Origin of the sequence: Collinsella aerofaciens, assembly GCF_015554145.1 — a bacterium.
Classification (GTDB): domain Bacteria; phylum Actinomycetota; class Coriobacteriia; order Coriobacteriales; family Coriobacteriaceae; genus Collinsella; species Collinsella aerofaciens_AA.
Window position 1 is genome coordinate 1 of the sequence record NZ_JADNHZ010000004.1, and the last position, 12,732, is coordinate 12,732.

Below are 12,732 nucleotides of genomic sequence, written 5' to 3' on the forward strand. Positions count from 1 at the left end.
GCAAATGGCGGGATTGCGTTGGCATGATTGGTTATTGAGCGTTGGTCAAAATGGTTGTTTTTACAGTAGCGCTAACAGACGAGCGCTGCGGAGAGGAGGACGAGCATGACGGCGAGCGGCTTCCTACGCATCTACCCTCCTGTCCTCGAAGCGGCAGAACCAGGCGAGAAGGACGGCGTCGGCTGCCAGGGTGAGCACGAGGCTAGCGAGCGCAGTCGCGAGGAGAGGGCCCGCCGCGCGTGCGGCGTCGATGAAGGCCTCCACCCCGAGCGACCCCAGGCGCGCTGGCCAGGCGAGCGGCACCCAGCTCAGGGGCGTCGCCAGGGCACCGGTGAGCTCGCCGGTCATGAGGCCGTGCGCAAGTCCGCCCACCGAGAAGAACGCGAGGAGCACTCCCGCCGCGCCGGCGCCGATGGCGGCGTTGCGGCCGTGGCGCAGGGCCACACCGAGCCACAGCGCGTAGAGGGGCAGGCTGCCCAGCACGATGCCCGCCCAGGCGGCCGCAAGCGGATCGGGCCCGAGCGGCAGGCGCCCGACGACGGCGAGCACGGCCCCGAACACGCCGAGCGCCACGGCCAGCGCGGCGGCACCGAGCGCCGCAAGGGCGAGCAGCTTCGCCGCGACGGCGCGCCCGCGCGAGGGGACCGCCGTGAGGTTGGCGAGGCGCCCGGCAGCGCGCTCGTCGTCCACGGCGAGCCCGCAGACGATGGCGGACATGAGCGGCATGAGGGCGCCGAGGAACTGGACGTAGGCGTCCGCGCCCAGCGCCGGGTCCCATCGGGCTACGGAGAAGTACTCGCCGCAGGCAAGACCGGCTGCCAGGCCGCAGACGAGGTGCACCGCCGTGAGCGGGGAGCGCGCCAGGCGCAGGGCCTCGGAGAGCAGGGCCCGCGAGAGAGTCATGTGCGGCGTCGGGTCGGAGAGTCGTGTCATGGACATCACCTCTCCTCGGAGCGCGCGAACCAGGCCGCGCCCGCCGCCGTGAGCGCGGCGAACGCGAGCGCGCAGACCGCAAGGCCCGCCAGCGTGAGCATGCCATTCGCCGCGAGCGCCCCGCCGAGCGCCATGTCCGCCGCGAGTGGCTCGCCGCTCGGCAGCACGGGGATAAAGCTCGTGGGAATGACCATGCTCGCCGACGGCGGAAAGAGCTGCGGCAGCGGCACCAACGACCAGGCGAACCCACCCACGAGCTGCGCGGCGAGCGGGCAGAAGATGCCCGCGAGCATGCCGAGCCGCGCCGTGAGGAAGAGCCCTGCGGGGATCATCCACGCCGCGGTCACCGTGTTGACGAGCGCGCAGAGGAGCATCGTGAGCGTGCCCGCGGCCGTGAGGCCCTGCGAGGAGAACGCCGATCCCGCGAGGTAGATGCCAAAGACCACGAGGTTCGAGAGCGTGCAGAGCGCGAGGCACCAGAGCGCCTTGGCCCACCAGGCGCGCCCGAGCGGGAAGCCCAGGCCCAGAAGCCCCCGCATCCGCGTGCGAGCGTCCGCCCGCGCGACGCACGCCACCACGAGCGAGAGAGACACGGGCAGGAAGAGCGCGTACCAGTAGTTCCACGCGCTGAAGATCTGCACGCCCCGGTAGGGCATCGCGCCGAGCAGCGGCATCGGCAGCGCCATGAGCACGGCCAGGCGAAGCGGTGCCGCGTGGCGCGACTTCAGGGCCTCAGCGCGCAGGGCCGCGAGCAGGCCGCCTTTCTCGCCCGTCATGCCGCCACCTCCCCGCGCGCTCGTCGCCCTTCCCGGCAGAAGCTCATGAAGAGTTCCTCGAGGTCCTGTCCGGGACGAAGCGCATCCTCGTAGGCGAGGCGCCCCCCGCAGATGATGCCGATGGTGTCCGCCATCTGCTGCACCTCGGAGAGGATGTGGCTCGAGACGATCACCGTCGTACCCGCCGCCGCGAAGCCGCGGATCTGGTCGCGCAGCTCCTCGATGCCGATGGGGTCGAGGCCGTTGGTGGGCTCGTCGAGCACGAGCAGGCGTGGCCGGGCGATCAGCGCCAGCGCGAGCCCCAGGCGCTGCCGCATGCCCATCGAGAAGCGCCCGGCGCGCTTCTTCCCGGTGTCCGCGAGGTCCACGGCGGCGAGCACTTCATCTATGCGGCTCTCGGGAAGGCCCAGCAGCGTGGTGCGCACGCGCAGGTTCTCGCGCGCGGTGAGGTTGGGGTAGAACGGCGCCTCCTCGATGAGGCTGCCGATTGCGTAGAGGTCCTCGCGGCGCCAGGCGCGCCCGGCAAAGAGAATCTCCCCGGCCGTCGGCCGCAGCATCCCGCAGATCATCTTGAGCGTTGTCGACTTACCGGCGCCGTTGGGACCGAGCAGCCCGTACACCTCGCCCTCGCGAATATGAAGGGACACGTCGGCCACGGCGTCCTGCGCCTGGTCGCCGCGGCCGAAGCGCTTGGTGAGCCCGCGCGTCTCGAGCATGTAACCCATGGGTTTATCCTTTCTCTTCCGGGCGCGCGGGCCGAGTCGCCGTGCCCGCGCGCCTTACCTTTCGGGTTCACCATCCATGGTGGGGCGCGTTTCTAACGAAGCCATAACGGCCGTTGGGTTCTTTTGGCGCCAACCCTTCTCGACCCGCACATCATGATTAATTTGCTTAAAGCAACAACTTTCCCGATCGATGTAATCACCGAATCAAAACGTGTACATCAGCCATCAAAGATGCCGAAAAATGTCATATTTGGAGGCTGATGTACACAAATGCAGAATCCCGCACAACCCAGTAGCATCCTCCATATGTCTGGACTCTCTATGCTTACGCTGGATAGACATCGCCGGAACGGGTATAGTAGCGAAAGTTTTGTCGTTAACCAGCGGGGGAGTCCTGTGGGCATCAAAAAGAAGATCAAAAAGGAGCTTATCGGCACTTCCGATTACCCGTCGAATAAGATCTTTACGATCTCCAATTTCATCACCTTTACGCGCCTGATCCTCACCCTGGTATTTCTGTACCTGTTTGTGACGGATAACAACCGCGTCATCGCCATCGTTATCTACGCCGTTGCCGCCTCTACCGACTGGATGGACGGTCAGATCGCCCGCATGACCAAGACGGTCTCGTGGCTCGGCAAGGTCATGGATCCCATCTGCGACCGTGCGCTGCTGTTCACCGGCGTACTTGGGCTGGTGGTCCGCGGAGAGCTGCCCATCTGGGTCTGCGTGCTCATTATTGGCCGCGACATCTATCTGGGCATCGGCACGCTTATCGTGCGTCATTATCACCGTCGCCCCATCGATGTCGTCTTTCCCGGAAAGATTGCCACTGCACTGCTCATGACCGGCTTCTCGCTCATGCTGCTCGGGCTCCCCGTTATTGACGGCCTGCATCTTTTACCTTCAACCCTTACGGCCTTCCCGGGCCTCAACGGAAGCTCGGTGCCCCTCGGCATCTTCTTTGTGTACGGCGGCGTGATCTTCTCCATGCTCACGGCTGTCATCTATTCCATTAAGGGCGGAGTGGCCATTAAACAGGCTCTCGCGCATCCCGAGGACGAGGACATCGACTTTCTGAACCCTGAAATCGAAGACTGATTCGTTGGGGTATGATTACGTACGGTTCATTATTTGCGGCACGTCCGCGATAAGTTAGGGGTTGTCATGGACAACATGGTTAACAATATGCCTCAGAATGATAAGACTGCTGACGCTACCTGCGTATTCCGCGTGCCTTCAAGCGACGTCACCGTTCCCGACCTCATGGCCAACGTGCGCATCACCGCCCCCGTTCTGTCCATCGTCAAGGGTCCGCAGACTGGTGCCGCCTTTGAGCTCGAGGACGACGTGACCACCATCGGCCGCGATCCTGCGAACGGCATCTTCCTCAATGACATGACCGTATCGCGCAGCCACGCGCGCATTATCCGCGAAGGCCTCGGCGCTCGCATCGAGGACTTGGGCTCGCTCAATGGCACCTGGGTCGACGGTGCCATCGTCAATGCAGCCCCGCTGCACGACGGTTCTTCCGTCCAGATCGGTACGTTTACGCTCATCTACCACGAGAGCACGCCGGAGCGCATCGAAACCGGTGAGTAGGGCATGGCCGAACGCAACTATCTGAGTATCGGCCAAGTCGTCAACCTACTTCGAGGCGCATACCCCGATCTTTCGAACTCAAAAATTAGATTTCTAGAAGATGAGGGGCTCATTACCCCTCATCGTACGCCTAAGGGATACCGTCAGTACTCTAAGGAGGACGTTGATCGCCTGGAGGTCATCCTGCATTTGCAGAAGACCCGCTACATGCCTCTCAACGTGATTAAGCAGCGCTTGGAAAACGCCACGGACCTGTCAACGCTCGCTTACGAGGTGGGCTTGCTGTCCGATGTTCCGCTCAAGACGGAGCCCAAGGAGACTAAGCAAAAGCTGCATCCCATTGAGACCATTCCCGATATGCTGGGCGTCGAGATTTCGTTTATCCGCTCGCTCGCCGAGAACGACCTCATTCGCATCATCAAGAGTCCGCAGAATCGTGAGCTCGTCGATGGTCGCGATTTTCCAATCATCCGCTACTGCTCCGAGCTGTCACGCTTCCATATCGAGCCCCGCAACCTGCGTCAGTACGTGTCTTCCGCCAACCGCGAGTCCTCGATGTTTGAGCAGGTGCTCGTGAGCATGCTCGGAATGGATACCTCCGATGACGAGCGCGACGCCAAGCTCGAGCGTGCGTTTAAGAAGCTTCACGACCTGACCGAGGGTGTGCACACTGCGCTGCTCAAGAACCGCGTTTTTGAGTCGCTCAATGCCGTGGTCGAGGACGCCGACATCGATGCACTCGATGAGGAAATCACTCGCTCCGAGTCCACCAAAGCCAAAAACGAAGAGATAGCCACGCCGGCTTCGCACGAGGATTCTCTCGTAAAGCCGCTCAAGGTCGTCGCCCCTTCGCACTCCGGCACCGCCACGGCGGGCAAATAACCGCTGCCGCTTATCCGGCAACCCATTGAAAGGTCATGCAATGTACGACTTCGAATCTCAAATCGTCGACATCCCCGACTATCCCGAGCCCGGAGTCATCTTTAAAGACATCACGCCGCTCTTTGGCAATCCCGAGGCGCTCAAAGCCATGACCGATACCCTCGCCGAGCACTTTGCCGGCATGGGAATCACCAAGGTCGTGGGTCCCGAGGCTCGCGGCTTTATGGTTGGCGTACCGGTGGCTGTAGCCCTTGGCGCCGGCTTTGTTCCCGCACGTAAACCGGGCAAGCTGCCGCGCGAGACCGTAAGCCAGAGCTACGAGCTCGAGTACGGCACCGATTCAATTGAGATCCATGCCGACGCCATCAGCTCTAAAGATACCGTGTTGATTCTGGACGACTTGGTCGCGACGGGCGGAACCGTCGAGGCAACAGGTAAACTGGTGCGAGATATGGGCGCAAAGCTTATCGGTTACGGTTGTATACTTGAGCTTGCGTTTCTCAACCCGCGCGAGAAGCTCACGCCGTCTGATGACGATGTGGAGCTCTTTAGCCTGGTGACGGTAGGCTAGCCGTTACCCTTAGTTACTGGAAAGGAAGCTACATGCGCACAGCAAACACGCACAAAAACATGGCACGCTGCGCTGCTACGGCAACCCTCGCTTGTGTTTTGGGCTTGGGCCTCGCGGCTCCTGCCTACGCCGATACCGCATCCGACCTTGCCGCTGCTCGTACGAAACTCGAGCAGATCGGCACCCAAACCCAGCAGATTTACGATGAGCTTGCCACGCAGACGCAGGCGCTCGATCAAACTGCCGGCGAGATCACGCAAAAGCAGCAGGAGATCGCCGATGGTCAGGCCAAGCTCTCGACCTATGTCGCCGGCGAGTACAAAACCGGCGGTCTGAGCCTGCTTCAGGTTTTGACGGGTGTCGATGATCTGAGCGATATGCTCAACCGTCTGTTCTACTACGGCAAAGTTTCCGATAAGCAAGCTCAGACCATTCAAGAGGTCAAGGAGCTTAAGCAGCAGCTCACCGATAAGCAGGCCGAGCAGGAGAAGAACGTCGCCACCACGCAAAAGAAGGTCGACGAGCTTAACGCCCAGCAGGCTGAAGCCCAGAACGTCGTAAACTCCCTGGATTCGCAGCTGCAGGCCGAGCTTGCCGCCGAGGCTGAGGCGAACGCCGCGCTGCAGGCCGGCATCAACGCCAGTACTGCCGAGAAGGCCACGGTGAGCAACGAGACTGCCGGTACGACCGAGAACACCAACAACGGTGGTCAGACCAGCAATAACAACCAGGGCGGCAACACTCCGGCTCCTACGCCGACACCCGCTCCGACGCCGCAGCCCTCCACGCCTGCTCCGGCTCCGACGCCTTCTGCTCCGAGCCAGTCCGTCGATGGCGGTTCCGTTGTTTCGCGCGCCTACAGCAAGCTTGGTTGCGCTTATTCCTGGGGCGGAATTGGCCCGAACAGCTTCGACTGCTCTGGTTTTGTTAGCTATTGCCTCACTGGTCGCTATTGCCGCCTCGGCACCACGGGTACCTTTATGGGCTGGACGCGTGTGTCCGATCCGCAGCCCGGTGACGTTGTGGTCAACTCGTACCACACCGGCATTTACATCGGTGGTGGTCAGATGATTCATGCTTCCGACTACAACACAGGTGTTATCATCAGCTCCGTTGCCGCCGGCATGAACAACAACTATATCTTCGTGCGCTACTAAGTCATCTTACACAGCGTGTGAATGTGGACCTCGTGGCTTAAAGTCGCGAGGTCTATTCTTTTGTCTCTAATCTTGTACGGCTATCTAGTATTCAAAACTAGATAGCCGTACATTCGGTTTGCAAGATGGCTATAATTGTTGAGGAACAATTAGAAAGGACCCTCTATGAGCTGGGCACTTATCTCCGATTCAAGCTGTAACCTCCGCGATTGGCAACCGACCGCGCCCCATACCACATTTGCATTTGCGCCCCTCAAAATTCGAGTGGGGGAGCGTGAATTCGTCGATGACCTTTCGCTCGATGTACATGAGCTCAACTGCGCTGTTCAGGCGGAGACGAACGCTTCTTCGAGCGCTTGTCCCAGCGTAGGGGAGTGGGCCGAGCTCTTCAAATTGGCAGACAAGACCATCTGCATGCCGATCTCTGAGGGCGTGTCGGGCAGCTACAACGCGGCAGCCACGGCTCGCGATATGGTTCTTGCCGAGGAGCCCGACCGGCAGATTCATCTAGTCAATTCGCGCGCAGCTGGCGGCAAAATGGACCTCATTTTCTTGCTGTTCGACCGCTATCTTGCAAGCAATCCGGATGTCTCATTCGAGGACGCTTGCGCATACTTCGATAGCCTCGAGCAAAACAGCAAGATCCTCTTTAGCCTGTGTAATTACGAGAACCTCGCCAAAGCCGGACGTATCCCTAAGGCAGCCGGCGTCATTGCCAACAAGCTCAATATTCGCATTTTGGGCACGGCGAGCGAGGCCGGTAAAATCGAGCTCGTCGGGCACACGCGTGGCGAAAAGAAGATGCTCAACAAGATCATCGACACCATGGAAGCCGAAGGTTTTACGGGCGGCGAGGTCGTTATCGACCATGTCGAGAATGAGGCAGGCGCCCAAGCACTTGCCAGCCGAATTGTGGAGCGCTGGCCAGGCTCCAAGACTATCATCATGCCCTGTAACGGGCTAGATTCATACTATGCCGAAATGCATGGGCTCATTATCGGCTACGGCATGGGCGTGGCTTCGGGCCAATAACGTCCAACCAAGCAAAAATACGGGCGGGACAAAGTGGCAGATAGCCCTTTGTTCCGCCCGTTTTATACGTCGGCTAGCTATTAAACCCATTAAACTTTAGATAGCTCATCAGGTACGCTTTCGAAACGAAGGATGAAACCGCACTGCGCACAAGCAGCGACTCACGCGTTACCTGATGCGCCGTATCGGGAACCGGCGTCTGCTCGACGGAAAACGCCGAACGAATCGATGCCTCGAGCTGATCGACCACATAATCGAAGGCCGTCGGGGCATCGTAGCTCAAACGCTGAATGTTAAAGAGTGCCTGCACCGCAGCAATAGGTAAGACCTGCTTAAAGAGGCAGATAGCGATCAGGCGGGCAATCTGCTCGCGGCCATATTGCTTTTTGACCGGAGCAGGCACCAGGCCGACCTTCACGTAGTTATTGATCATCGATGGCGTAATGACAGGGTGCTCAACGCAAATGGACAGCGGCTCCATCCACAGCGCAACATACTCAATAACCTGGTCGCGGTAGAGCGTCACATTGGGCAACTGGTCATAGCGCGGCAGACTCAACGTATTGAGTTTGCGCACGATTTCGGACTGAATAAATGCATCGGGCAGCACAGTGGGCTGAATATCCTCAGGCTTAATGCTGACCGACGAATCGGACATCGGAATAACGTGTTTAACGTGGTTCATAAAGGTCCTCCGTTCATTTTCTATATTGTATTCTAGGTTATCTAGTTTTACATACCACATAGCCGGCAAGTAAAAGTGGTTGGACAACACATTGATGCATCGTCCAACCACTTTGTTTAAAGATAGCAACCTTACATAAGATATATTATCGTACTTATCCACGGAGAAACGCGTATGCGCTCGTTGCCGCTATGGCTCCGTCCGAAACAGCGGTCACAACCTGGCGTAAGCGCTTGGAACGGATGTCGCCAGCGGCAAATAGACCTGGCGTGCGGGTCGCCATGGATTCATCAGTCAGAATGCCGCCATCAGGCGCCAGATCGACTAGATGCTCAACAAGCTCGGTATGGGGTTGCGTCCCGGTAAAGACAAAGATACCAAACGAGCCGGGCTCAAATGAATCGGTATGAGTCTCACCGGATGCATTGTCCTTAAAGGTAATCGTCGTTGGCATGGCTTCGCCCGAGAGCTCCACAATACTAGTTTGGTACCTAACTGAAATATTATCTTTTGCAAGAACTTTTTGAACCACACCATCGGGGGCACGGAACTGATCGCGGCGCAAAACGATGGTCACGCTGCTGGCGATTTCTGACAAGAACAGAGCTTCCTCGCATGCCGAATTGCCACCACCGATTACAAAGACCTGTTTGCCACGGAAGAACATGCCGTCACACGTCGCGCAATACGAAACGCCACGACCGCGATACGTATCCTCGCCAGCGAAACCTGCCGGACGCGGCGTGGCACCCATGCAAGCGATAACACTCCTAGCCGTCGTATCACCAACATCGTGATGAACGGTAAACAATTTGGAGCCGGCATCGTAATCGACACCCGTCACCATGCTCCATTCAACCTGAGCCCCTAGGCCTTCTGCATGTTGTTGGAATCGCTCACCGAGTTCAGCGCCGCTCAGTAGCGGAATGCCCGGATAGTTCTCGACCTCATTGGTTGTGGCGATCTGTCCTCCCGACATGCCCTGCTCAATCACGGTCGTCGTTAGGTTGGCGCGCGCCGCGTAAATGGCTGCAGCATAGCCCGCAGGGCCGCCGCCGATAATAGCAACATCGATCGGCTGATGGGTAGTCATGAAGAGACCTCCTGTCGAAAGATTGGCGTTCTTTGCGCTCATACCCAAATTTACGTGAACATGACACTCATGCACTACAATGATAAATCGCGTAACAAAGCTGAAGGGGAGTTATCGATGGATCAAATGCAGACGAGCAATAGCGCTCCCCTGCCCATGCAAGCTACTCCCCAACCGGAGCAAATGACCGTTTCACCTGCACAAAAACCCCTAGTAACCATCGTGCACGCATCGGTTGGATCGGGCCACAAAGCCGCCGCCAACGCGATTGCACAAGCATTTGACCTTATCAGCGGCACCAAGGGAATCCCTGAGGATGTTGAGATCGAAGTCCTGGATATCCTCGATTTTGGACGTATTAGGTTCGATGGTAATAAAACAGCAGCTTCGTTTACCGGCGCCACGCGTCCCATATATGACTTAACCTGGCGATACACGTTTACGGGACATCTGCTCTGGGGCGGAGGCACGGCATGGTCACGTATTATGTTCCCTGCCTTCAACGAATATGTCCGCACCCGCAGGCCCATAGCCGTGGTCGCAACACACATCACGGCGGCCAACGTCGCTGTGGGTGCCCGCGTCATCACGGGTATCGATTATCCCGTCATCTGCGTACCAACAGACTATGAAGTCGAAGGCTTTTGGCCCCACAAGGACACCGATCTGTTCTGCGTAGCCAACGAATTTATGGCCGAGACACTTCGCCCCCGTAAAGTTCCCGAGACCAAAATCCGCATTACAGGCATCCCCATTCGCGCCGGGTTTGATACGGACTACAATCGCGAGGAAGAACTCGAGAAGTTCAATCTCCCCGCTGACAAGACCGTTGTGTTGGTGATGGCCGGTGCCAGTTTGCCTCAACCGTACGTTCGCTTTCGCGCGGAGATGGACCGCACACTCCCCTTCCTGCGCAGCTTCGAGGACATGCACTTTGTCTTTTTGCCGGGCAAGGATGAGGAATACGCCACCCGCCTCAAGACGCTCTTCGACGCCATGAAGCTCGAAAACGTCACGGTTCTGGACTACGTGGACGATATGGCAGCCCTCATGCACGGCTGCGACCTGGCAATCCTCAAATCGGGCGGACTCACCGTCACCGAATGCCTATGCGCGCATCTGCCGATGATCCTGCTGGGCAAATCATATGGTCAAGAAAAGGCCAACACCACCATGCTCACCGGAATGGGCGCCAGCATGCATGTCACCACCGCACGAGAACTCATCGTAACCCTGCGCCATCTGCACGATCATCCCGAATCACTCAAAGCCCTACTCATCAACGGCGAAGTACTACGCCGCCCCCACGCAGCCGAAGATATAGCCATCGCAACCATGGAGCTCGTAGGCAAACGCCAAAAGCGCAAACGAGCCTTCTGCCGCTTCTACTGGGGCGGAAAACCCGCGCATATCCGCTAGCATTGGACTGTCCGCTTACCTGTGGGAGGCCCCTATATATCATCCCATGCTCAAACATTCTCGCTGCGCTGCGAAACTGCGCGTGGGACGATATATAGGGGCCTCCCACAGGTAAGCTGCGTTAACGTACTAGCGGCTATACCAGATTCCCCACCAGTAGAATCTGAAAAGGGGAACCAGAAAATATAAATACAGTAAGTCGATGCGACAAAGGAGGCGTCCCTTTATCGCATCGACTTACTAGAAAAGTAAATATTGTTTCAAGCGAGTAGCCGCCCGCCCGGGGCTTACCTATATCGTTCCACGCGCAGTTTCGCAGCGAGCGAAGCGACGCGAGAATGTTTGAGCATGGAATGATATAGGTAAGCCCCGGGCGGGAGGGATACGAGTACCCCTAGGCGACGCCGCTGGAGCCGAAGCCTCCGTTGCCTCGGTCGGTTTTGTCTAGTTCGTCTACCTCTATGAGGTTGACCGTGGGGACTTCTTGGATGACGAGTTGGGCTATGCGGTCGCCTTTGTTGATTTGGATGTTGTTGGAGGGGTCCAGGTTGATGAGGATAACCTTGAGTTCTCCTCGGTAGTGGGCGTCGATGAGGCCCGGCGTGTTAACTATAGACAGGCCCTGCTTGATGGCCAAGCCGCTGCGGGGCTGGACGAAGCCGGCGTAGCCATCGGGCAAGGCGATGGCCAGCCCAGTAGAGACCAGACGACGTTCGAAGGGCTTCAGGACGCAGTCCTCGTTGGAGCGCAAATCCAAGCCGGCATCGGTGGGATGGGCGTATTTGGGAAGCTCGACGGTGGGGTCGAGACGCTTTATGTTGACGGTAATGTTGGACATGGAATCACCTTAGCTTGTCGAGCTCTTGCAGAAACTCATCGACGTCTTTGAAATCGCGGTAGACCGAGGCAAAGCGGATGTAGGCCACCTTGTCGATCTTGGCCAAGCGCTTGAGCACCATGTCACCCAACTCATGGGACGTGACGGCCGTCAGCGTGCGAGAGCGCAGCTCGACCTCGATGTCGTCGATAATCTCATTGAGCTTCTTAGTATCGATATCACGCTTGATGGTGGCGCGCATCAAGCCGACGAGCAGCTTATTGCGATCGAACCGCTGCTTGGTTCCGTCTGACTTAATGACCTCGATTGGGTCTTCGCATCGCTCAAACGTTGTAAAGCGATAGTTACACGAACAACATTCGCGACGGCGCTTAATGGTGTTATTTGACTCCTGCATACGGGAATCAACGACGCGGGTATGTGCCTTGCCACATTTGGGACAGCGCATGGTACCTCCTCTTAAACGATAACAAGGGTACCATGCGCAGCGCGATAATGATTACGAACGAGCAGGAACCTTAAGATGCGCACCGGCGGCGAGCGAACCATGCTCCAGATGATTGACGTTACGGATCATGTCGGAAGTCTCTTGCGTGGAAAGGCCTTCGATAGGATATTCCTCGGCAAGCGACCAAAGAGAATCACCAGGCTGAACGCGAATAGTCTCGTAGGTAACGTTGGAAACGGACTCGGCATACGCGGCGTGACGAGCGCTAAAGACCGACGTAGCGAGGACAACGAAGAGCGTAAGCGCAACGGCAACGGCGACAATCGTCGGAACCTTCAGGGCAACGCGGGCCGGCGCAACTACAGCCTGCTGATTGCGAGCAGACTTTACGGTCAAAGGCTGAAAGCCGGAGCGGCCACCCTGAACAACCGTAAAAGTGGGTTCTGCAGGCGTCTCGAGTTTAAGGGCAAGGTTTCCCTGGACCATATTCGTTGCGTTCATCATGTTCTCCTCTCGCGTGTTTTGCTGAGAACAGTTTTATCAAGCCGCGCGGACAAAAATGTCTAGCGCG

The 12,732-nt window shown here is 58.2% G+C and carries 15 protein-coding genes; 7 read left to right on the forward strand and 8 right to left on the reverse strand.

Annotated elements, in window-relative coordinates; all coding sequences use genetic code 11:
• Positions 1-123: 123 nt before the first annotated feature.
• From I2E13_RS02265 to I2E13_RS02275, 3 genes are read right to left on the reverse strand one after another with little or no spacing between them, the layout of a single operon-like run.
• On the reverse strand, positions 124-939 hold the full coding sequence (locus I2E13_RS02265; protein WP_195404073.1) for an ABC-2 family transporter permease: 816 nt from the start codon (positions 937-939) through the stop codon (positions 124-126).
• On the reverse strand, positions 939-1,709 hold the full coding sequence (locus I2E13_RS02270; protein WP_195404074.1) for an ABC-2 family transporter permease: 771 nt from the start codon (positions 1,707-1,709) through the stop codon (positions 939-941). Before I2E13_RS02270 ends, I2E13_RS02265 begins: the two co-directional genes overlap by 1 nt.
• Positions 1,706-2,434 (reverse strand): lantibiotic protection ABC transporter ATP-binding protein, encoded by a 729-nt coding sequence (locus I2E13_RS02275; RefSeq protein ID WP_195404075.1) that lies wholly within the window; start codon positions 2,432-2,434, stop codon positions 1,706-1,708. Before I2E13_RS02275 ends, I2E13_RS02270 begins: the two co-directional genes overlap by 4 nt.
• Before the next feature lie 396 nt (positions 2,435-2,830).
• Between I2E13_RS02275 and I2E13_RS02280 the strand changes: the two genes are divergently transcribed.
• The 6 genes from I2E13_RS02280 to I2E13_RS02305 all read left to right on the forward strand — a co-directional run bounded on the left by I2E13_RS02280 (position 2,831) and on the right by I2E13_RS02305 (position 7,678).
• Positions 2,831-3,535, forward strand: a complete 705-nt coding sequence (locus I2E13_RS02280) for a CDP-alcohol phosphatidyltransferase family protein (RefSeq protein ID WP_195404076.1) — start codon at positions 2,831-2,833, stop codon at positions 3,533-3,535.
• A 66-nt stretch (positions 3,536-3,601) separates the two neighbouring features.
• Positions 3,602-4,036, forward strand: a complete 435-nt coding sequence (locus tag I2E13_RS02285) for an FHA domain-containing protein (protein ID WP_006236002.1) — start codon at positions 3,602-3,604, stop codon at positions 4,034-4,036.
• Between the two features lie 3 nt (positions 4,037-4,039).
• A complete protein-coding gene (gene ftsR, locus I2E13_RS02290; RefSeq protein ID WP_117736838.1) occupies positions 4,040-4,918 on the forward strand; it encodes a transcriptional regulator FtsR in 879 nt (292 codons plus the stop codon).
• 40 nt (positions 4,919-4,958) lie between these two features.
• On the forward strand, positions 4,959-5,489 hold the full coding sequence (locus I2E13_RS02295) for an adenine phosphoribosyltransferase (RefSeq protein WP_117790395.1): 531 nt from the start codon (positions 4,959-4,961) through the stop codon (positions 5,487-5,489).
• A gap of 32 nt (positions 5,490-5,521) precedes the next feature.
• A complete protein-coding gene (locus I2E13_RS11060; protein WP_195404077.1) occupies positions 5,522-6,646 on the forward strand; it encodes a coiled-coil domain-containing protein in 1,125 nt (374 codons plus the stop codon).
• 165 nt (positions 6,647-6,811) lie between these two features.
• Complete coding sequence (locus I2E13_RS02305) at positions 6,812-7,678, forward strand: DegV family protein (RefSeq protein ID WP_195404078.1); 867 nt, start codon at positions 6,812-6,814, stop codon at positions 7,676-7,678.
• A gap of 73 nt (positions 7,679-7,751) precedes the next feature.
• On the opposite strand, the gene I2E13_RS02310 is transcribed toward I2E13_RS02305, so the two are convergent.
• Entirely contained in the window at positions 7,752-8,363 is a 612-nt protein-coding gene (locus tag I2E13_RS02310; protein ID WP_195404079.1) for a DUF1836 domain-containing protein, read from the reverse strand.
• Between the two features lie 154 nt (positions 8,364-8,517).
• Positions 8,518-9,498: an NAD(P)/FAD-dependent oxidoreductase gene (locus I2E13_RS02315; protein WP_229057789.1), complete on the reverse strand. Its 981-nt coding sequence runs from the start codon at positions 9,496-9,498 to the stop codon at positions 8,518-8,520.
• 27 nt (positions 9,499-9,525) lie between these two features.
• Between I2E13_RS02315 and I2E13_RS02320 the strand changes: the two genes are divergently transcribed.
• Positions 9,526-10,875, forward strand: coding sequence for an MGDG synthase family glycosyltransferase (locus tag I2E13_RS02320; protein WP_229057790.1), 1,350 nt, complete (start codon positions 9,526-9,528; stop codon positions 10,873-10,875).
• A gap of 394 nt (positions 10,876-11,269) precedes the next feature.
• On the opposite strand, the gene dut is transcribed toward I2E13_RS02320, so the two are convergent.
• The 3 genes from dut to I2E13_RS02335 are packed head-to-tail and all read right to left on the reverse strand — an operon-like array spanning position 11,270 to position 12,662.
• The gene (gene dut, locus I2E13_RS02325; RefSeq protein ID WP_195404081.1) at positions 11,270-11,713 is read right to left on the reverse strand and encodes a dUTP diphosphatase; all 444 of its coding nucleotides are present in this window, start codon (positions 11,711-11,713) and stop codon (positions 11,270-11,272) included.
• A gap of 4 nt (positions 11,714-11,717) precedes the next feature.
• Positions 11,718-12,161, reverse strand: coding sequence for a transcriptional regulator NrdR (gene nrdR / locus I2E13_RS02330; protein WP_022093781.1), 444 nt, complete (start codon positions 12,159-12,161; stop codon positions 11,718-11,720).
• A gap of 51 nt (positions 12,162-12,212) precedes the next feature.
• Entirely contained in the window at positions 12,213-12,662 is a 450-nt protein-coding gene (locus I2E13_RS02335) for a LysM peptidoglycan-binding domain-containing protein (protein WP_195404082.1), read from the reverse strand.
• Between the last annotated feature and the right edge of the window lie 70 nt (positions 12,663-12,732).